The sequence below is a fragment of the Pelagibius litoralis genome, assembly GCF_011683915.1.
Taxonomy (GTDB): domain Bacteria; phylum Pseudomonadota; class Alphaproteobacteria; order Kiloniellales; family Kiloniellaceae; genus Pelagibius; species Pelagibius litoralis.
In genome coordinates, this window is the sequence record NZ_JAAQPH010000008.1 from 21,075 (window position 1) to 41,058 (window position 19,984).

Below are 19,984 nucleotides of genomic sequence, written 5' to 3' on the forward strand. Positions count from 1 at the left end.
GTTTTCCGTCAGCGATCTTTGTTCTGCTCAAAAAGCCGCGCGACCTTTTGGACGAACTCTTCGACCACGCGCTCGAGCTCGCGGTTGCGGACCTCGTCGCCCAGGTCGGGCAGTTGTATGCGAAGCTCGCGCGTCGGGGCGGCGTCCTTGATCAGCTTCAAGCGCCGGGGATGCGCGCGCCCGTAAGCCTCCAAAAAAGCCTGACGCTCGTCGACCGACAGGTGACAGATCTCGAAGATGATATCCAGATGGCGCGCCGGAATGGGCACGGCATAGGAGGGATTGGAAATCTGCGAGATGAAACTGCGGTTCTTACCCAGAGCCGTGGCCAGGCGCTGGCGCGTGCCTGACGGCCGTTTGTCGAGAACCGCCTGGAGAACGGCCTTGTAGGCCGCGACATCGTCGCCCGAGGCGACCGCGGGCACCTTAGCCATCGGCGTCCCCCAGGTCGGTCGTGGCGATGGTCGCCTTCGTGCGGCCCAGCGCCCGGGGTGCAACGGAAAGGCTGCGCAGTCCGCAGCGCAGCAGCGCTGGAATCTGTGCCGGCTCGCCGCCCGCATCGCCGCAGAGACTGACCTCCCTGCCCATTGCAGCCGCCCCCTCGACCAACGAACGGATCAGCTTCAGCACCGCCGGATGCAGAGTATCATTGAGGTCGGCCACCGCCGCAATATCGCGGCCCGCCGCGGTGACATACTGGGTCAGGTCGTTGGAGCCGACGGAAAAGAACGCCGCCTCGCCGAAAAGTTCCGGTGCGATGGCCGCGGCCGGCACCTCGACCATCATCCCCAGGGGCGCCTCGGCGCAGTCAGTCCCCTCGGCACGCAGGCTCGCCAGCGCTTCCGCATAGAGCCTCTTCGCTTGGGCAATCTCCTCAGGCCGGGTGACCATGGGCAGCATGATCTTCAGGTTGCCTTGCAACGCGACCCGCCCCAGCGCCCGCAACTGAACGCGGAACACCTCGGGACGGGCGAGCGAGAGGCGCAGGCCCCGCAGGCCGAGGAAGGGATTGGATTCATCGGGCGCCGTCAGCCCGGCAATCGGCTTGTCGCCACCGGCATCCAGGGTGCGGATGATTACCGGCTTGCCCGCCGCCCAGGTCAGGATCCGCCGATAGGCGAGATACTGCCGCTCTTCATCCGGCAGTCCGCCGGCGCCGTGAAACAGGAACTCGCTGCGCACCAGGCCGATGCCGTCGCAGTGCGACGGGTCCAGAGCGTCCAGCTCATCCGGGTCCGCCACGTTTATCATGACCGATACCGGTGTGCCGTCGCGGGTCACCGCCGGTTTGCTGCGAAATTCATCTTCACTCTCACGCGTGTTCCGCGCCGCTTCCTGGCGTTCGGCAAAGGCTGCCCGCGCCCCGGCATCCGGATCGACGATCAGAAGGCCGCTATCGCCGTCCAACAGAACCTCGCTCTCATCGGACAGCTCGATATCCCCGAGACCGACCACCATGGGAACGCCGCGCGCCCGCGCCAACATGGCGACATGGCTGGAGGGGCTGCCCTGGCGCAGCGCGAGACCGCCGCCCCGGCTCCAATCGGTTTCCAAAAACCGGCTGGGCGTTACGTCGCGCCCGGCCAGCACCACACCGCCAAGGATGGCTTGCGCCTGCAAACCGCCGCCCAGATGCCGCAGAACCCGGTCCCGCAAATCCCTGAGATCCGCCGAGCGGGCGCGGAAGTACTCATCCTCCGCCGCTTCATAGTCGGCGATCTGTTCATCCAGCGCCCCACGCCAGGCAACGCCGGCCCCCTGCCCTGCGCCGATCGATGCCAGTGCCGGTTCCACAAGGACGTCGTCCTCCAGCATGGCGATCTGGAATTCGATGATCCCGGCGCTTTGCTCGTCAAGGCTGCTCATCAAAGCGGTCAGGTCCTCGCCAGAGGCCGCGATGGCCTCACGCAGACGGCGGGCCTCCTCGTCCGGGCTGCCAGGCGCAGCGTCGGAGGTTTCGGCTTGCCGGTTCGTGGCTTCGTCCAGAAACACCAGGGTTCCCGTCGCCAAGCCCGGCGCCGCGGGCTTGCCCCTGAATTCGCGTGTGCCTGCTTCAGGCATTGGCCGCATCGGCCGCGCCCTCGTCGAAGTCGCGCTCCACCAGGGCCTTCAAGGCTTCCAGAGCTGCGCCCGCATCTTCGCCTTCGGCACGAAAGAAAAGCGTCGTGTCCTGTGGTGCCTTCGCGGCCATGACCTTGACGATGCTCTTGGCGTCGATCCAGGGCCCCTCGCCGCTGACAGACAGCTCGATCTTTGCCGTGAAGGTCTTGGCGAGCTTGGTCAGCTTCACCGAAGGCCGGGCATGAAGACCGATCGCATGGGTCATGAATACTGAAGCTTCTTCCATCATCTCCGCCGTGCCTTACCTCTTCACCGTCGCGCCGCCCTTGGTCAGGCCGGCGAGAGTTCTTCCGCCGTACCGCAGACGACCGCCAGCGGCGCGCCGCCCGAGGCCTCCGTCGCCGCGATCACCGCACCCTCGACGATGGGGGCGTTGCAGATCGCAATCAGGGACTGGCGTTCCTCAGGCTGCATCTCAATGGCCATCTCGCTGTTGGTCTCCGCGCCGCCAAGATCGACCAGGATCGCCACGCCGGCCTCGGACCAGGCCTGGTCTATGGCCCCCAGGATGCTTTCGACCGAGGTGCCCAGACCGCCGTCCGGATCGCCGCCACACCAGGCCAGGGGCACCTCGTCGCCCACCATCTGACGTACCATGTCGGCGGTGCCCCGGGCCACATCGGCCGAGTGCGATACGATAACGATCCCTACATTCCCTTTGGTCATTTACCGGCTGCTCCCAGGGTCTTGCAAACGGTGGTGATGATCAGCGCCGAAGAGCGGGCGCCGGGGTCCATGTGACCGATGGAGCGCTCGCCCAGAAAGGAGGCCCGGCCCTTTTCGGCCAACATCGGGATGGTGGCCTCCGCCGCCTCCGCAACCTTTGTGCAGAGCGCTGCCGAGGCGCTGGGGTCCGCTTGCAGGCATTCCAGCGCCGGCGCCAGCACATCCAGCATGGTTTTCTGGCCGGGGTGAGACTTGCCGCGCGCCATCACGGCCTGAAATGCAGCCTCGAAGGCCGCCACCGTGTCGGCGGGAGCCGGTTCCTCCGGAAGGCTTTTACCGAGAGTCATGAAGAAGGTGCCGTAGAGCGGACCCGATGCCCCCCCGACCTTCATCACCAGGGCCATGCCGATCGCCTTCAGGCCCTCCGGCAGGGTCTTCTCGGCCAGATTGTCGATATCGGCCAGCACCGCCTCGGCCCCGCGCTTCATGTTCACGCCGTGATCGCCGTCGCCGATGGCCTGATCCAGCGCCGTCAGTTCCTCCGCATGATCGATCACTTCCTGCGCGACCGCTTTTATCAGGTCCCGGCGGCTTGCTGCATCGTCTAACATGGCATCCTCACGTTCCGGCCCTCAGACGCTCGCCGGCGCCATCGAAGTAGAGCGGCTTGATCAATTCCAGGGACACGCCGTCGTCCACCGACAGGTCGGTGTCCGGCTCCACCAACGTGGTGACCTTGCGGTCGCCGACGGTGATATGAAGATGGTTCTGATCCCCAAGGTGTTCGATCCACTGAACCTTTCCCTGGGCGGTGTTTTCCGCCACCTTTCGAATTCGGATATGCTCGGTCCGGGCGCCGATGGTCGCCGTCCCCGCGGGCGCCACCCCGGCCGGAATGAGATCACGGGGGATCAGATTGATCGCCGGCTGGCCCAGGCGGGTCGCGACATAGACGTTGTGCGGATCTTCATAAATCTCTCGCGGCGCCCCGACCTGGATCAACTTGCCCTGGTCGATCACGCCGATGCGGTTGGCCATGGTCATGGCCTCGATCTGGTCGTGGGTAACGTAGAGCAGGGTCGCCCCCAGGTCCTTTTGGATGCGCTTCAGCTCGATGCGCATGTCGGCGCGCAGCTTGGCATCCAGCGACGACAGCGGCTCGTCCATCAGATAGATCTGCGGCGCGCGCACCAGCGCCCGGCCAATCGCCACGCGCTGCATCTCGCCGCCGGAAAGCTGGGTCGCCTTATTCTGCAGCTTGTCCGGAATACGCAGCATCTCGGCGATGGCGTTGACCCGCTCGCGGATCTCCGGCTCCGGCACCCGGCGCGCCGGAGAGCGCAGCGGAAAGGCCAGGTTGTCGAAGACCGTCAGATGGGGATAGAGCGAGTACTGCTGAAACACGAAGCTGACATCGCGCACCGTCGGCGAGGCCGTGGTGACGTCCCGGCCGGCAATCTCGATACGGCCCTGATCGGCCTTTTCCAGGCCCGCCACCAGGCGCAGGGTCGTGGTCTTGCCCGCCCCGGTCGGGCCCAGCAGAACGACGAACTCGCCGTCGGCCACGGTCAGGTCCATTCGGTCGACCGCTGTTGTCTCATCGAAGCGCTTGGTGACGCCGCTCAGGCAAACCTCAGCCATGACGGCCTCCGTCATAAAGCGCGGTCTGGATCGCCCGGCCGCTGGAAACGTCAAAGAGCGACAGACGCTCGGACAGGAAACTGAGGCCGACGGTTTCCCCCGCCGATACCCGGGTATCGGCGCGCAAGCGCGCCTTCACCATGCCCTGGCCGGTTTCCACCGTAACGATCTGGTTGGTGCCCAGATATTCGGCCTCGAAGACCTCTCCGCGCAGGCCCGAGGCATCGTCGAAACGGATGTGCTCCGGACGGACACCCAGCGCCAGTTCACCCTCTGGCCGATCCTCACGCAGGACCGGCAGGATCACCTCGGTCGCGTCCATGCGAACGGCGGCAGCGCCCTTGGCCACAGCGCCATGGAATCTCAGGAAGTTCATCGGCGGGGAGCCGATGAACTCGGCAACGAACATCGTGGCCGGGCGGTCGTAGATTTCCTGCGGCGCACCGAACTGCTCGACATAGCCCTTGTTCATCACCGCGATCTTGTCGGCCATCGACATGGCCTCCAGCTGATCGTGGGTGACATAGACCGTGGTCGCGTCGATACGGTCGTGCAGCAGGCGCAGCTCCTCGCACATCAGATCGCGGAACTCGGCATCCAGCGTGCCCAGCGGCTCGTCCATCAGAAAAGCCATGGGGCGGCGTACAATGGCGCGGCCCAGGGCGACCCGCTGGCGGTCGCCGCCGGCAAGGCCGGAGACCGACTTGTTCAGCAGATGGTCGATGCGCAGCAGGCGCGCCGTCTCCTCGACCCTTTCGCGGATCTCGCTGCGCGGCCGCCCGATGCACTTCAACGGGAAGCCGATGTTCTGGCGCACGTTCATATGGGGATAGAGCGCAAAGAGCTGGAAGACGAAGGCGATGTCGCGCTGCGAGGCCCGGTTGAAGGTCACATCCTCGCCGCCCAGATAGATCGCGCCGGAACTGGGCAATTCCAGCCCTGCAATCATCCTGAGCGTGGTCGTCTTGCCGCAGCCCGACGGCCCCAGCATGACGAAGAAGTCGCCGTCGTCGATGGTGAAGGAGGAATCGGCCACCGCGACGAAATCGCCGAAGGTCTTGCGCAGGTTCTCGACACGAATTTCAGCCATGCGCCCGCCTCACTCCGGAAAGTGGCTGACGATGATGAACATCACCGTGCCGGTCAGGATGGTTACGAAGGAATAGGTAAACAGCGAGAGCGCGAAGGGCTGCATCAGCATGAAAACACCGATCGCTATGATCACCGTCGCCAGATTCTCCCAGGGCCCCCGGCGCAGCCGCAGAAAACGGGTCAGCAGACTCTGGGCTTCCGTGTCTTGTTCCAGGCTCATTTTCTCACCGCTCCGAAGGTGATGCCGCGCAGCAGATGCTTCCGCAGCAGGATGGTGAAGGCCACGATGGGGATGAGGAACAGCGTCGCCCCGGCGGCCACCGCCGGCCAGTCCAGCCCTCCCTCGCCGATGATGGTGGGGATGAAAGGCGGCGCCGTCTGCGCGGTACCGGAGGTCAAGAGCAGCGCGAAGGCGTATTCGTTCCAGGAGAAAATCAGGCAGAAGATCGCCGTCGCGGCGATACCGGTTGCGGCCTGCGGCAGAACCACCTTGATGAAAGCTTGGAGACGGGAATAGCCGTCAATCAGTGCAGCTTCCTCATACTCCAGCGGGATCTCGTCGATGAAGCCCTTCAGCAGCCAGACCGCCAGCGAAATATTCACTGCCGTATAGAGCAGGATCATGCCGAGATGCGTATCCGACAGGCCGACGCTGCGGTACATCAGGAAGATCGGGATTGCCACCGCAATCGGCGGCATCATGCGCGTACTCAGAATGAAGAACATGAGATCGTCCTTCAGCGGTATCTTGAAGCGCGAAAAGGCATAGGCCGCCAGGGTGCCCAGGAAGACCGACAGGAACGTAGATCCGAAACCGATAATGACCGAGTTCAGAAAACGCTCACCGAACTTCGAGGGACCGGCGATGACCATGTTGCGGTCGCGCACCAGGGCCTCTGCCCAGTTGTCCGGCGGCGGCAGGGTTGCCATGTACTCCGGCGTCTGGCGGGAGCGCGTGGTGAAAAGGTTCACGTAACCCTCCAGCGACGGCTCGAAGACCACTTTCGGCGGATAGGATATGGAATCCTGCGGCGTCTTGAAGCCGGTCATGAAGATCCAGACCAGCGGCAGGATGGTGATCAGCGCATAGAGGATGACCAGCGCGCTGGACAGATGCCGGGTCCAGGGCTTGGCGTCAACGACGGAGTGGGCTGTGCTGGCGCTCATCGCTGCTTCACCTTGTTGAGGGCCTTTACGTAAATGTTTGCGACCCCGAAGACGGTCACGAAAAGGATGATCGCAAAGGCCGAGGAATAGCCGGTGCGCCACTTCTCGAAGGCTTCGCGCTTCAGGTTGATGGAGGCCAGTTCGGTGATCGACCCGGGCCCGCCGGAGGTCAGCTCGACCACCAGGTCGAACATCTTGAAGTTCTCGATGACCCGGAACAGTACTGCCAGCATGAGGAACGGCAGTACCATGGGCAGGGTGATCGACCAGAACTGCCGCCATTTCGAGGCACGGTCGACCTCTGCCGCCTCGTAGATATAGTCGGGGATCGACCTCAGCCCCGCCAGGCAGATCAGCATGATGTAGGGCGTCCACATCCAGGTATCGACGATGACGATGGCCCAGGGCGCCAGGTTCACGTCGCCCAACATTGAAAACGACGAAGGGTCGATGCCGCCGAAGAAGGCGATGACGTAGTTGAAGAGGCCGATCTGCGGCTGATAGAGGAAGGTCCAGAAGTTACCCACTACCGCCGGTGACAGCATCATCGGCAGCAGGATGATCGTGGTCCAGAAGCCGTGGCCCTTGAACTGCTTGTTGATCAGCCAGGCCAGGGTGAAGCCGAGGATCACCTGCAGCGTCATGGTCCAGATCAGGAAATGAGCAGTGACCTGCAGGGTCTGCCAGATATCGCTGTCGGTCAGCACCCGCTCATAGTTGCGCAGTCCGATGAACTCGTAGCCCCGTGCCGAGCGGTTGGCCTTGTAGTTCGTGAACGACAGGTAGACCGTCCAGATCAACGGAAAGATGTTGATCGCCAGCAGCAGGACCAGGGTCGGGCCGACAAAGAGCCAGGCGACCGCCTTGTCCGACAGGCCGCTGAAGCGCCGTGCCAGACCGGGCGGCGTTGCCCGGGCGGCCCGCTCCGCCACCTTCTCTAATCCGCGTGTCGTCGATTCAGCCATGAGATCCACTCAACATCGCCCCTGCCAAGCAGCAGCAGGCCTGTTGGAAAAGGTTTGGGCGTGGCGGGGTCGCCCCCCTGCCCCAAAAGAAGCGGGACAGGGGAACGCGAACAGCCCGCGGTCAGAAGCTAGAGCTTGCCTTCGTCTTCAAAGACTTCGACCCAGTCTTCCTTCAGCTTGTCCATGGCTTCCTGTGCCGTGCCCTGGTCGGCAACAACAAAGTCATGGAAGCGCTTCTGCATGGCCAGCATCAGCTCGGCGTAAGCCGGCTCCTGCCAGAAATCCTGCACGCCGGACATAGCTTTCAGGAAGTCCGCAGCAAAGGGTGCCGAAGCCTCAAAGCCCGGGTCCTGAACCACCGCGTTGTGCACCGCATAGCCGCCAAGCGACCACCACTTCTTCTGCACGTCAGCGCCGGCGAACCACTTGATGTACTGCAGGGCCTCTTCCTGTTTATCGGAGTAGGCAACGACCGAAATACCCTGGCCGCCGAGGGTCGAGGCTTCGACCTTCTGGCCCGGGTTCACGAAGAAGCCGATCCGGTCACCGCCGACAACCGGGTCCTTGTGGAGGCCGGGGAAGAAGGCGAACCAGTTCATCATCATCGCGACCTGGCCGGACTTGAAGGCATCGAGACCTTCCTGCATGTAGGAATCGGTGTAGCCCGGTGGGGTGCAGCACTTGTAGAGCCCCTTGTAGAAGTCGAGCGCTTCGACCGCTGCCGCAGAGTTCACAAAGCCTTCCATGTCGTAGGGCTTGTCGGGATTCTGATACTCAAAGCCCCAGGAATAGAGGGCCGCCGTGGCACCCATGGTGATGCCTTCCGAACCGCGCTCGGTAAAGATGGCCGCGCCGTAGATCTTTTTGCCGTCGATCTCGCGCCCCTGAAAGAACTCCGAGACTTCCTTCAACTCGCTCCAGGTCGTCGGCGGCGCCAGATCGCGGCCGTGCTTGGCCTTGAAATCCGCCTGCAGCTCGGGCCTGGAGAACCAGTCCTTGCGGTAAACCCAACCGAGCGCATCGCCCATGGCCGGCAGCGCCCAGTAATTCGGCGAGCCCTTCGGCCAGGTCGAGTAGGCATAGACGGTCGCCGGCAGGAAGTTGTCCATCGAAATGGCTTCCTTGTCGAAGAACTCGTTCAGCTTCACATAGTGGCCGTTCTCGGCGGAGCCGCCGATCCACTGCGAGTCACCGATCAGCAGGTCGCAGAGCTTACCACCGGAATTCAGCTCGTTCAGCATGCGGTCGGCAAAATTCGGCCAGGGCACGAACTCGAACTTCATGCCGATACCCGACTGCGCCGTGAAATCCTTCGAAAGCTCGACCAGCGCATTCGCCGGATCCCAGGCCGCCCAGCACAGGGTCAGTTCTTTCGACTGCGCCTGCGCCTCGTCGGCCGGTCCGGCAAAAGCGAAGGCTGCGGCGGAAACCGCAGTCGCTAAGGCGAGAACCTTTTTCATTATTATTCCTCCCTAAGGGTTAGTGCGGCGCCGGCAGAAAAACTGCCGCAACGCCATTCAGTCACCGCGCCGGCGAACTGAATTCAGTGAACCTCTTGTTTTGAGTTTTGAGGTCTTCTGCGCCTCGTTTCCTCCCGGCCGGGGCTGCTTCGGCCCTCGGCATTTGTTTATTTATTAAGTTTAGTAAACTGCAATTCACTAAACATCGCAAGTTTTTTGTTGGCCCAGCGAAATCCTGCCCTACAGCTTCACCCAAACCGCGCCCTTGGCAGAGGAACGCACCGCAGCTTCGACGAAGGCGACGCCGTTCAAGCCCTCCTCCACCGTCGGAAAGTAGACCGCCGCATCCGGCTTCTTGCCGGCGCGCGCCGCACGGATTGCCGCGGCGACCTCGGTGTAGATGTTGGCAAAGCCCTCCAGATAGCCTTCGGGGTGTCCCGGCGGTACGCGGGTGACGCGGCCGGCCGCTTCATCGGCGCCGTTGCCGGCGCGGGTCAGAAGCCGGCGCGCCTCGCCGTAGGGCGCATGCCAAAGCTCGTTGGGGCTTTCCTGACTCCACTCCAAGCCACCCTTGTCGCCATAGACGCGCAGGCGCAGCGCATTCTCGTTGCCCGGCGCGACCTGGCTGGCCCAGAGCATGCCCTTGGCGCCGCCCTTGTAGCGCATCAGGATATTCACGTTGTCGTCCAGCTTGCGCCCTTTCACGAAAGAGGTGAGGTCGGCGCAGATGGAGTCCAGCGTCAGGCCGGAAACAAAGCTGGCAAGCTGATGGGCATGGGTGCCGATGTCACCGACCGAGCCACCGGCGCCGGACTGCTTCGGATCGGTGCGCCAGGCCGCCTGCTTGTGTCCACTGGCCTCCAGGCGTTCGGTCAGCCAGTCCTGCGGGTACTCGACCTGCACCACACGCAGCTTGCCCAGGTCTCCGGCGGCGACCATGGCGCGGGCCTGACGCACCATGGGATAGCCCGCGTAGTTGTGGGTGACGGCGAAGATGCGTTTGCTCTTCTTCGTCAGCGCCACAAGCTCCCTGGCGTCCTTTGTCGTTGTCGTAAGCGGCTTGTCGCAGATCACGTGTATGCCGGCCTTGAGGAAGGCCTTGGCGATCGGGAAGTGCATGTGGTTGGGCGTGACGATGGAAACCGCCTCGATACCGTCGGGGCGCGCCGCCTCCTTCGCCGCCATTTCCTCATAACTGCCGTAGGCCCTGTCCTTTGCGATGCCCAGTTCCAGGGCTGAAGCAACGGCCCGTTTCTTCTGGGAAGACAGCGCCCCGGCAACCAGGCTGTAATGATCGTCCATGCGCGCCGCCAGGCGGTGCACCGATCCGATGAAGGCGCCCTGCCCGCCGCCCACCATGCCCAGGCGGACGCGCCCGCTGCTCAGGTCTTCGCTGCGTCCTTTAATAGCCATTCCGTCGTCACTCCTTAACCGATACCAAGCATGCGCCGGTTGGCGGCTTCGTCGGTGCCGCCGTCGGCAAAATCATCGAAGGCTTTTTCCGTCACCCGGATGATGTGGTCCTCGATGAACATCGCGCCTTCGCGCGCGCCGTCTTCCGGATGCTTCAGGCAGCACTCCCACTCCAGCACCGCCCAGCCGTCGTAGTCGTAACCGGTGAGCTTGGAGAAGATGCTGCTGAAATCGACCTGGCCGTCGCCGAGGGAGCGGAAGCGCCCCGCCCGGTCCACCCAGGACTGATAGCCGCCATAAACGCCCTGGCGCCCCGTGGGGTTCAGCTCCGCGTCTTTCACGTGAAAGATCTTGATGCGCTCGTGATAGATGTCGATGTGGTCCAGATAGTCGAGCGCCTGCAGCACATAGTGGCTGGGATCGTAGAGCATGTTGCAGCGCGGGTGATTGCCGACCCGCTCCAGGAACATCTCGAAGGTCACCCCGTCGTGCAGGTCTTCGCCCGGATGGATCTCGTAGCAGACGTCCACCCCCGCGCTATCGAAGGCATCCAGGATCGGCCGCCAGCGCTTGGCCAGTTCGTCGAAGGCCGTTTCGACAAGGCCGGCCGGGCGTTGCGGCCAGGGATAGAGATAGGGCCAGGCCAGCGCCCCGGAAAAAGTCGCGTGGGCGGTAAGGCCGAGGTTCGCTGACGCCTTGGCGGCGCGCATCATCTGGTCGACCGCCCAGGCCTGGCGGGCCTTGGGATCGCCGCGCACCTCCGGCGCCGCAAAACCGTCGAAAGCGTCGTCGTAGGCCGGGTGAACCGCCACCAACTGACCTTGCAGGTGGGTCGAAAGCTCGGTCAGCTCCAGGCCATGCGCCGCCAGCGTGCCCTTCACTTCGTCGCAGTAGTCCTTGCTCTCGGAGGCCTTGGTCAGATCGAACAGGCGGGCATCCCAACTCGGCATCTGCACGCCCTTGTAGCCGAGCCCGGCGGCCCAGCCGGCAATGGCATCCAGGGAATTGAAAGGCGCCTCATCGCCGGCGAACTGGGCCAGGAAAATCGCCGGTCCTTTGATGGTCTTCATCAAGCATCTCCTCTGTTTCTGCCGTCCGGTTGTTGCGCCTTCATGTGTCGTCGCGGCCGCTCCGGTTTCTGTGGCGTCAGATCGTTAGGGAATGTTATCGCGCAGAAAGACGTCGATCCGGATCCGCTCCTGATCCGGCACGATCGGGGTGTCTTCGCAGGCCGAAAGCAAAACCCGCGCCGCGCTGCGGGCCTGATGACCCGGGTCCTGATTGACGATGGCGTCGATGGTGCCGCGCACCAGATGCTTGCGCGTGAAAGGCGTCAGGTCGTGGGCAAGGAAAATCACCTCGCCACTGCGCTCCGTGGCCTCCAGCGCCGCGACGATACCGCGGTTGCCGGCCCCGACGTTGTAGATGCCCACAAGGTCCGGGGTCTCGGCCAGCAGGGCGGCGGTTACCGTCTCGACTTTCTCGAAATCGTCGCGGCCTTCGCGAACCGGCAGCACCTCCAGCTGGGGAAACTCCCGGGCCATCACCTGCTCAAAGCCGAACTGGCGCTCGACATGGTCGCGCAGCGCCAAGGAGCCGGCGATCAGGCCGACCTTACCCTTGCGCGGGCCGACAAAACGGCCCAGCAGCATGGCCGCCGTGCGGCCCGCGGCGGTGTTGTCGATCCCGACATAGTGGACGCGCTTTGACCCCGGCGCGTCCGACACCAGGGTGACGACCTTTACGCCTGCATCGGCCAAGCCGTTGATCGCCTCACGCACCGCCGGATGATCGAGCGCGACGACGGCAACCCCGTCGAAGTCCTCGCCCAGCCGCTCCAGTTCCTCAGCCAGGGCCAGGCCATCGAAGACATCGACCAGGCGAACGGAGATGCGGATGCGCTCGGCCGTCAGGCGGGCCGCTGTCGCCTCCACCTCGCTGTGCAGCGACTGCATGAAGGTGTTGGTGCCGGTGGGAAGGACGAAGCAGAAGCGATAATCGCGCGCCCGCGCAAGGCGGGCGGCCAGGCGGTCCGGCTGATAGGCCAGCTTGTCGGCAGCCGCTTCGACCCGCTTCACGGTGTCTGAGCGAACCCCGGCCCTGCGATTGAGCACGCGGTCGACGGTAGCGACGCTAACGCCTGCCTCGCGCGCGACATCTTGTATTGTTATCCGCGTCACGGGGACCATTCCTCCCTGATGCGGAAACATCGCACAGGGAAATGATGGGCGCAACTCAGATCGTGATGCTATACCTTCTTACGCTAGCGGCAAGGCCGGCTTAAGAGCGCTCGAAGCCGCGCTTCAGCTCCCAATCCGTGACCCGGCGGTCGTACTCAAGCTGCTCCCACTTGGCGGTATGGACGTAGTGATCGACGACCTCGTCGCCCAGCGCGGTGCGCAGCATCTTTGACTTTTCCAAGGCCGTGATCGCCTCGCGCAGGGTCTTCGGGATATCGCGCAGCTTCTTGCCGCCATAGGCGTCGCCGACAAAGGGCTCCGACAGGTCGAGCTTCTCTTCGATGCCCGCCAGCCCCGCCGCCAGAAGCGCCGAAAACGCCAGGTAGGGATTGAGGTCGCCGCCGCCGACCCGGCATTCAATGCGGATAGCCTTGCTGGCCTCGCCGCAGAGACGAAAGCCCGCGGTGCGGTTGTCCAGGCTCCAGACCGCCTTGGTCGGGGCGAAGGTGCCGGCCTGGAAGCGCTTATAGGAATTGATGTAGGGCGCCAGGAAATAGGTGATGTCGTCGGCATACTTCAGCTGCCCGGCAACGAACTGGCGCATCAGCTTCGACATGCCGTGCGGGGCCTTGGGATCCAAGAACAAAGGCTTCTTGCCGGCCTTGTCCCACAGCGAGGCGTGGATATGGCAGGAGTTGCCCGCCAGTTCGTAGTTCCACTTGGCCATGAAGCTGAGCGCCTTGCCCTTCTGGTGCGCGATCTCCTTGCAGGCGTTCTTCAGGATGACATGATGGTCGGCCATGGTCAGCGCCTCGTCGTAGCGCACGTTCACCTCCGCCTGACCCGGGCCCCACTCGCCCTTGGAATTCTCCACCGGGATGCCGGTGCCCTGCAGGCCCTTGCGGATGGCCCGCATCACATCCTCCTCCTTGGAGGTCTGGAAGATGTGATAGTCCTCGATGTAATAGCCCTCGGTTTTCAGATCCTGGTAGTGCTTCCGGTGAGCGCTCTCGAAAGTTTCGTCGAAGAGGTAGAACTCCAGTTCGGAGGCCAGGTAGGGCTTGTAGCCCTTGGCCGCCAGACGCGCGACCTGGCGTTTCAGCATGGCGCGCGGAGAATGCTCAACCGGCGCATGGCCGTGATGGTTCAGAACGTCGCAGAGCACCAGCGCGGTCCCCTCCAGCCAGGGCGTGACGCGTAGGGTGGAGAGATCCGGCATCAGAACGAAGTCGCCGTAGCCCTGGGCCCAATTGGCCGCCTTGTAGCCCGGCACCGGCTCCATATCGATGTCGTTGGCCAGCAGGTAGTTGCAGGCGTGGGTCTCGCCCCCGGCGGTATCGACGAAGAACTCGGCCTGGAAGCGCTTGCCGACCAAACGCCCCTGCATATCGACCATGCAGACAAGCACCGTATCGATGGCGCCCTGGGCGACGGCTTCTTTCAACTGGGCGAGGGTCAATTTGCCTGACATGGCCGGAACTCCGAGTTTGGCTGGATCAGCGGGGAAGGACTTCCCTGCCGCGGGAATCGATGGGGCCGCCAGCATAGTACCGGGCGAGGCCCCAGGTCGAGGCGCTAGGCACCATCGTGCAGGCGGTGATTGATATCGGTGAGGCCGCGCCGTGCTTCATCGTAGAGCGCAAAGGCCCGTGCATAGGCGGCATGGCGCTCAGGGTCGGGCGTGTTTTCCTCTCTTATACGCACGCAGTGGGCGACTGCTTCGGCCGGCGAGGCGAAGATCCCGGCGCCCACGGCGGCCACCAGGGCGGCGCCGAAGGAGGCATCGCCGTTCACCGGCACCTTCACGGTCAGGCCGGTGACGTCGGCGATGATCTGGCGCCAGGTGGCGCTGCGCGCGCCGCCGCCGAGCAGGCGCATGTCACCGAAGGTCGCCCCCGACAGGGACTTGGCGGTCTGCAGCACGTCGTTCAGGGCAAAGGCGATCCCCTCGTAGCAGGCGCGGGCGAAGTGGGCGCGGTTGTGCGCCAGGGTCAACCCGATGAAGTCGCCGCGCAGCTTGGGGTCCCAATGGGGCGCGCGCTCGCCCATCAGGTAGGGATGGAAGATCAGGCCGTCGCAGCCCGGCGCCACAGCAGCGGCGAGCCGGTCCATCTCGGCAAAGGCCCCTTCCTCCGGCAAGTCCGAAAAGAAGGTATCGCGGACCCAGCGGTGCGCCGTGGCACAGGCATTGATGCCGGAGGCCATGTACCACTGGCCGGGCATGATATGGGGGTAGCAGGACACCGGCGGATGCACCTCTGGCTTGCCGGTCGTCAGGAAGACGACCCCAGCGGTGGCCAGCTTGATCGCCCCCTGGCCCGGCGCGACAGCCCCGGCGCCGTACAGCTCCACCGTCGTGTCGTTGGAGCCGACAACGACCGGCGTGCCTTCTTTCAGGCCGGTGGCCGCCGCGGCCTCGCCGTGAACGGTCCCGGCGATGTCGCTGGGCTCACGGACCGGCGGCAGGCGCTGCATGTCCCAGCCGATCAGGGCGCAGAGTTCCGGCGACCAGCCGCGGCTGTCGACGTCGGACATCAGCGCGCCCAGGGCATCGGAGTAGTCCGTGGTCCAGTCCCCGGTAAGGCGGCTGCGCAGCCAGTCCTTGGAGATATAGAGCCTTGCCGTGCGTTCAATGGCCTCGGGCTCATGCTTATGCAACCAGGCAAGCTGGCAGAGCGTCCAGGTCGGGTTGGCCCGGTTCAGACCCTTTTCGATGATCTGGTCGCCGGCCCGGTTGTGGAGTTCTTCCGCCTCGGCGGCGCTGCGTTGGTCGTTCCACATGATGGCCGGGCGGATCACCTGCCCGGCGGCGTCTTCCAGTACCGCGATATGGGCGCCGCCGGACAGACCGACGGCGGCGATCTGTTCGGCAGAGATACCGGCTTTCCGGATGACGGCGGGAACCGCCGCACAGAGCGCGGACCACCAGCCCGCCGGATCCTGTTCCGACCAACCGGGTTGAGGGGCAGAGGTTGCAATAGGCGCCGCCGCCTCGCCCAGTGTTTCGCCGGTCTCGTCGACCAGGGCGGCCTTCAGGCTGCCGGCACCGAGATCGATACCTAGAGTAACCCGCCTGTTTGCAGCGGTGTTCATGCCGGGTCCTCAGGCGTCACGTAGGCCGCCGTGATGCCGCCGTCCACCAGCCAGCCGGCGCCGGTCACATAGCTTGCCGCATCGGAACAGAGGAAGCAGGCGACCGCCGCCACCTCCCCCGCCTCACCGAAACGGCCGAGGGGCATGTGCACGCGCCGCCGTTCCAGCTTTTCCTCGGTGTCGAACAGTTCCGCCGTCAGCGGCGTGCCGATCGGGCCGGGCAGCAGCGCGTTGGCGCGAATGCCCTGGCGGCCATACTGCACGGCGATCTCCCGCGTCATTGCCATAACCCCGCCCTTGGACGCGGTGTAGGCAAGCTGCGGCACGGCAGAGCCCATGACCGCGACCAACGAGGACATGTTGAGGATCGCGCCGCCGCCGGCCCGGCGCAGCGCCGGAAGGCCGAAACGGCAACAGTGGAAGACCCCGGTCAGGTTGATGGCGATAGTCCGGTCCCAGATCGCCATCTCGGTATCTTCAGGCCCACGGTCCGCCGACAGCATCACCCCGGCGTTGTTGAACAGGGTGTCGACCCGCCCGAGACCGGCCTCGGCGGCGGATATCATGGCCTCCACCGAATCCGCCTGGGCGACATCGACAGCCAGCGCCAGCGCCTTGCCGCCATCGGCCGTGATCGCCGCCACGGTTTCCTCGGCCGCCGCCAGATTCAAATCGGCAACGGCGACAGTCGCCCCTTCGCGGGCGAAAAGCAATGCGGCCTCACGGCCGATACCCGCCCCGGCGCCGGTGATCACGGCATGCCGCCCCGCCATCTGCTGTCCGCTCATCGTCTTCCCCCGCCTGAACCATCGATCCGCCAAACCGCCGGGAATCCGGGCGCCCATGATAGGCTCACCGATTGGCCGGCGCTCTCGGCACCAAAAAAGCGAAGGTAGCTTGCGTCACTTGGCAACTGCAACATATTGTTGGCAAGTACCAACTTTCGAAGCAGCCGAATAACAAACAAAGGTCTTGAGGAGGCAGAGCATGGCGGGGGATTCAGTAAAGGAAATGATGGCGGCGCTGAAAAAAATGGGCGCGCGCTACGTCCGTTTCGAGCTGCCGGATCTGCACGGCACCAGCCGCACCAAGGTGATCCCCATTGCCAAGGTGGAGAGCTACGCCCGCAAGGGCCTGAACTTCTACGGCGGCACCATCGGCCTCGACACCGCCTCCAACGTCATCGGCGGCAGCGGCGTCCATGAGGAAGTGAACTACCGCGACCAGATGCTGATCCCCGACCCGGCGACCCTGCGCGCCGTGCCCTGGGTGGAAGATACGGCGAAGGTGATCTGCGATGCCCTCTGGGCGCCGGGCGAGCCCATCGCCGCCACCCCGCGGACCGTGCTGGCGGGCCTGCTGCAGCAGGCCCGGAAGATGGGCTACGACGTGATGTTCGGCCTGGAATACGAGTTTTATCTGTTGGACCCGGAGACCAAGGCCCCCCTCTTCGGCGGCGTCCATATCTTCAACGCGACGCGCAATCACTACGTGCCCTTCCTCGACGATCTGCTGGACACGCTGCAGGCGGCGGGCATCGACGTCATCACCCACAACTGCGAGTACTCGCCGTCGCAGTTCGAGATCAACTACGGCCCCGGCGTCGGCCTGGAGGGGGCGGACAAGGCTTTCACCTTCAAGAATGCGATCAAGGAACTGGCCCACCGCGACGGCTATCTGGCGACCTTCATGTCCAAGCCGGCGAGCGACATGGGCGGTTGCGGCTGCCACGTCCACATCAGCCTGATCGACCGCAAGACCGGCAAGAACGCCTTCTACACCAAGGGCGCCAAAGAAGGCATGAACCCGCTGATCCGCAAGTTCGCCGCCGGCCTGCTGACCCATGCCAAGGCGATGCAGCCGGTGATCGGCCCGACGCCGAACTGTTATCACCGCCTGAAGCCGCACACCTTCGCCCCCTCCAACATCTCCTGGGGCGTCGAGGACCGCACGGCCATGGTGCGCATGAAGGACGTCGGCCAAGAGAACTGCCACATCGAAATGCGCGCCGCCTCCGGCCTCGCCAACCCTTACCTCGCCGCCGCCGGCGTACTGGCCGCGGGCCTGCTGGGCCTCAGGGAAAAGGGTGAGCTGCCGACCCCTTCAACGGGCCCGTCGGAGGACGATCCCAAACATCCGAAGCTGGCCGGCAGCCTGGAAGACGCACTTGCCGCGCTGAAGAAGGACAAGGCCCTGCAGGACATGTTGGGCGCCGACTTCGTGAAGCTCTTCACCACCGTGAAGGAAGCCGAACTGGCCCGCTTCCGCAGCCACGTCACCGACTGGGAGCGCGACGAGTACCTGGAGGTTTACTAAGGAAGATGCGGCAACGGCCTCACACCGAATGGGTCAATCCGCCGTCCACGCGAAGGTTCTGTCCGGTCATGTAAGCGGCATCGTCGGAGACCAGATAGGCAATCAGGGAGGAAACCTCTCCGGCCTTGCCATAGCGGCCCATGGGGATGCGGGCACGGCGGTCTTCGGTTTCCGGCAGGCTGTCGATGAAGCCCGGCAGAACGTTATTCATGCGAATGTTGTCAGCGGCATATTTGTCGGCAAAGAGTTTGGTGAAGCTGGCCAGGGCAGCACGGAAAACGCCCGAGGTCGGGAACAGCGGGTCCGGCTCAAAGGCGGCGAAGGTGGAGATGTTCACGATGGCGCCACCGCCCTGGGCGGCCATGATCGGTGCGACCAGGCGGGCGGGCCTGATCACGTTCAGCAGGTAGACATCCATCCCGCTGTGCCAGTCCTCGTCGCTGATCTCCAGCACCGGCCCCTTGGGCCCGTGCCCGGCGGAATTGACCAGCACGTCGATACGGCCCCAACGCTCCATTGCGGCGTCAATCAGCTTCTGCAGGTCGGCCGGCGACTGGTTCGACCCCGTGACGCCGACACCGCCAAGCTCCTTAGCCAGGGCCTCCCCCTTGCCCGACGACGACAGGATCGCAACTTCATAGCCCTCTGCGGCCAGGCGCCGTGCCGCGTCTGCGCCCATGCCGCTGCCGCCGGCGGTGATAACTGCTACTTTGGGGGAAGCCATGACCGTTTCTCCATTGTCGGTATTCGGTTTCGTTATCTGGCCCAAACATGGACCTCCAACGGCCCCTTGACCAATCATGTCTCGTCGCGCGAGACTGTAGAAATTCTACTGCCTTGTGAAAGAAGAAATCCTTGCGAACGCCGAACCTGAACGCCTTGCGGATGTTCGATGCCGCCGCCCGGCATCTGACCTTTCGGCAGGCGGCGGAAGAACTGAACCTGACCCAGGGGGCCGTGGCACAACAGGTGCGGCGGCTTGAGAGCGACCTGGGACTCCAGCTTTTTCATCGCAAGGCGCGCGGTCTTGCCCTGACCGGGCTCGGGCACAGCTATCACGGCCCGATCCGACAGGCGTTGGCAATGATCGATGACGCCACGCAGAAACTGCGGCCGGAGGGCGCGCGCATAACCCTCAGCGTGACGCCGTCGTTCGCCACGAAATGGCTGGTGCCGCGCTTGGGCAACTTCGCGCGGGCGCATCCCGACATCGACCTGCAGACCGTCGCCAGCGAACGGCTCGCCGACTTTCAGTCCGATGGCGTCGACATCGCCATCCGCCTGGGGCGTCCGCCCTTCGAAAAGGGAATGCAGACCGCCCTGCTCGCCCCCCTCGAACTCTGCGCGGTCTGCAGCCCCGGTTACGCGAAGGACGCAATGCCGATCAATCGCTTCGAGGATTTTGCCGGCCAGCGACTCATTCAGGACAGCCATGCCTTCTGGGAAAAGCTGTTCGAGAACAACGGCACAAAGGCGCGGCATCGGATGATGCAGTTCAATCAAACGGCCTTGGCGATGGACGCGGCGGCGAATGGACAAGGTATCGCACTGGCACCGCGCCTTCTTCTGGATGACGAGATTTCAAAGGGCAAACTCGTCGCCCTCTGGCAGGACACAGGCGAAGACCAGGGCGGCTACCATATCGTTCATCCCCTCACGCAGAGACCGAACCCCGCGAGAGATGCGGTGATCGCCTGGGTTCTCTCCGAGGTCGCCTGACCCGGGCCGGGAGGCGCGGCGCAGCGAGCCGCCGGAACCGGCAGTTGAATTTCCGTGGCGTGAGTTCCACGACGCCACTTAAGGCAAACTCAACCTCTCTCACCGAAACTGGTGGCGCTTAAGCTTTCTCTAAAGAGTGACCATCTTGGGC

The 19,984-nt window shown here is 64.2% G+C and carries 20 protein-coding genes; 2 read left to right on the forward strand and 18 right to left on the reverse strand.

The features are described 5' to 3' along the window. Positions 1 to 8 precede the first annotated feature (8 nt). From HBA54_RS11645 to HBA54_RS11725, 17 genes are all read right to left on the reverse strand, one after another. Positions 9 to 434, reverse strand: coding sequence for a hypothetical protein (locus HBA54_RS11645; RefSeq protein ID WP_167224667.1), 426 nt, complete (start codon positions 432 to 434; stop codon positions 9 to 11). Beyond that, positions 427 to 2,061 (reverse strand): phosphoenolpyruvate--protein phosphotransferase, encoded by a 1,635-nt coding sequence (gene ptsP, locus HBA54_RS11650; protein ID WP_167224669.1) that lies wholly within the window; start codon positions 2,059 to 2,061, stop codon positions 427 to 429. The genes HBA54_RS11645 and ptsP overlap by 8 nt, the downstream gene beginning before the upstream one ends. After that, a complete protein-coding gene (locus tag HBA54_RS11655; protein ID WP_167224671.1) occupies positions 2,054 to 2,350 on the reverse strand; it encodes an HPr family phosphocarrier protein in 297 nt (98 codons plus the stop codon). Before HBA54_RS11655 ends, ptsP begins: the two co-directional genes overlap by 8 nt. Positions 2,351 to 2,391: 41 nt before the next feature. Next, a complete protein-coding gene (gene dhaM / locus HBA54_RS11660; protein ID WP_167224673.1) occupies positions 2,392 to 2,787 on the reverse strand; it encodes a dihydroxyacetone kinase phosphoryl donor subunit DhaM in 396 nt (131 codons plus the stop codon). Beyond that, positions 2,784 to 3,398 (reverse strand): dihydroxyacetone kinase subunit DhaL, encoded by a 615-nt coding sequence (gene dhaL / locus HBA54_RS11665; protein ID WP_167224675.1) that lies wholly within the window; start codon positions 3,396 to 3,398, stop codon positions 2,784 to 2,786. Before dhaL ends, dhaM begins: the two co-directional genes overlap by 4 nt. A 7-nt stretch (positions 3,399 to 3,405) precedes the next feature. Continuing rightward, complete coding sequence (locus HBA54_RS11670) at positions 3,406 to 4,428, reverse strand: ABC transporter ATP-binding protein (RefSeq protein ID WP_167224677.1); 1,023 nt, start codon at positions 4,426 to 4,428, stop codon at positions 3,406 to 3,408. After that, positions 4,421 to 5,518, reverse strand: coding sequence for an ABC transporter ATP-binding protein (locus HBA54_RS11675; protein WP_167224679.1), 1,098 nt, complete (start codon positions 5,516 to 5,518; stop codon positions 4,421 to 4,423). Before HBA54_RS11675 ends, HBA54_RS11670 begins: the two co-directional genes overlap by 8 nt. A 9-nt stretch (positions 5,519 to 5,527) precedes the next feature. After that, a complete protein-coding gene (locus HBA54_RS11680) occupies positions 5,528 to 5,740 on the reverse strand; it encodes a hypothetical protein (protein ID WP_167224681.1) in 213 nt (70 codons plus the stop codon). Beyond that, a complete protein-coding gene (locus tag HBA54_RS11685) occupies positions 5,737 to 6,687 on the reverse strand; it encodes a carbohydrate ABC transporter permease (protein WP_167224683.1) in 951 nt (316 codons plus the stop codon). The genes HBA54_RS11680 and HBA54_RS11685 overlap by 4 nt, the downstream gene beginning before the upstream one ends. Next, positions 6,684 to 7,652 carry a carbohydrate ABC transporter permease gene (locus tag HBA54_RS11690; RefSeq protein WP_167224685.1) on the reverse strand — a complete coding sequence of 323 codons (969 nt, stop codon included), beginning with the start codon at positions 7,650 to 7,652 and terminating at the stop codon, positions 6,684 to 6,686. The genes HBA54_RS11685 and HBA54_RS11690 overlap by 4 nt, the downstream gene beginning before the upstream one ends. Positions 7,653 to 7,780: 128 nt before the next feature. Then, entirely contained in the window at positions 7,781 to 9,112 is a 1,332-nt protein-coding gene (locus HBA54_RS11695) for an ABC transporter substrate-binding protein (protein ID WP_167224687.1), read from the reverse strand. 240 nt (positions 9,113 to 9,352) lie between these two features. Next, complete coding sequence (locus HBA54_RS11700) at positions 9,353 to 10,525, reverse strand: Gfo/Idh/MocA family protein (RefSeq protein ID WP_167224689.1); 1,173 nt, start codon at positions 10,523 to 10,525, stop codon at positions 9,353 to 9,355. A 14-nt stretch (positions 10,526 to 10,539) separates the two neighbouring features. After that, on the reverse strand, positions 10,540 to 11,595 hold the full coding sequence (locus HBA54_RS11705; RefSeq protein WP_167224691.1) for a sugar phosphate isomerase/epimerase family protein: 1,056 nt from the start codon (positions 11,593 to 11,595) through the stop codon (positions 10,540 to 10,542). 84 nt (positions 11,596 to 11,679) lie between these two features. Then, positions 11,680 to 12,705: a LacI family DNA-binding transcriptional regulator gene (locus HBA54_RS11710; protein ID WP_322096030.1), complete on the reverse strand. Its 1,026-nt coding sequence runs from the start codon at positions 12,703 to 12,705 to the stop codon at positions 11,680 to 11,682. A 100-nt stretch (positions 12,706 to 12,805) separates the two neighbouring features. Then, complete coding sequence (locus HBA54_RS11715) at positions 12,806 to 14,176, reverse strand: glutamine synthetase family protein (RefSeq protein WP_167224695.1); 1,371 nt, start codon at positions 14,174 to 14,176, stop codon at positions 12,806 to 12,808. Between the two features lie 104 nt (positions 14,177 to 14,280). Next, the gene (gene xylB / locus HBA54_RS11720) at positions 14,281 to 15,798 is read right to left on the reverse strand and encodes a xylulokinase (protein WP_167224697.1); all 1,518 of its coding nucleotides are present in this window, start codon (positions 15,796 to 15,798) and stop codon (positions 14,281 to 14,283) included. Then, entirely contained in the window at positions 15,795 to 16,586 is a 792-nt protein-coding gene (locus HBA54_RS11725; RefSeq protein ID WP_167224699.1) for an SDR family oxidoreductase, read from the reverse strand. The genes xylB and HBA54_RS11725 overlap by 4 nt, the downstream gene beginning before the upstream one ends. A 199-nt stretch (positions 16,587 to 16,785) precedes the next feature. On the opposite strand from HBA54_RS11725, the gene HBA54_RS11730 reads away from it, so the two are divergent. Then, the gene (locus HBA54_RS11730; RefSeq protein ID WP_167224701.1) at positions 16,786 to 18,114 is read left to right on the forward strand and encodes a glutamine synthetase family protein; all 1,329 of its coding nucleotides are present in this window, start codon (positions 16,786 to 16,788) and stop codon (positions 18,112 to 18,114) included. Between the two features lie 19 nt (positions 18,115 to 18,133). Here HBA54_RS11730 and HBA54_RS11735 read toward each other — a convergent pair whose 3' ends face one another. Continuing rightward, positions 18,134 to 18,838, reverse strand: coding sequence for an SDR family oxidoreductase (locus HBA54_RS11735; protein WP_167224703.1), 705 nt, complete (start codon positions 18,836 to 18,838; stop codon positions 18,134 to 18,136). Positions 18,839 to 18,969: 131 nt separating this feature from the next. Here HBA54_RS11735 and HBA54_RS11740 point away from each other — a divergent pair, with 131 nt between their 5' ends. Then, on the forward strand, positions 18,970 to 19,833 hold the full coding sequence (locus HBA54_RS11740) for a LysR substrate-binding domain-containing protein (RefSeq protein ID WP_205944590.1): 864 nt from the start codon (positions 18,970 to 18,972) through the stop codon (positions 19,831 to 19,833). Positions 19,834 to 19,984 lie beyond the last annotated feature (151 nt).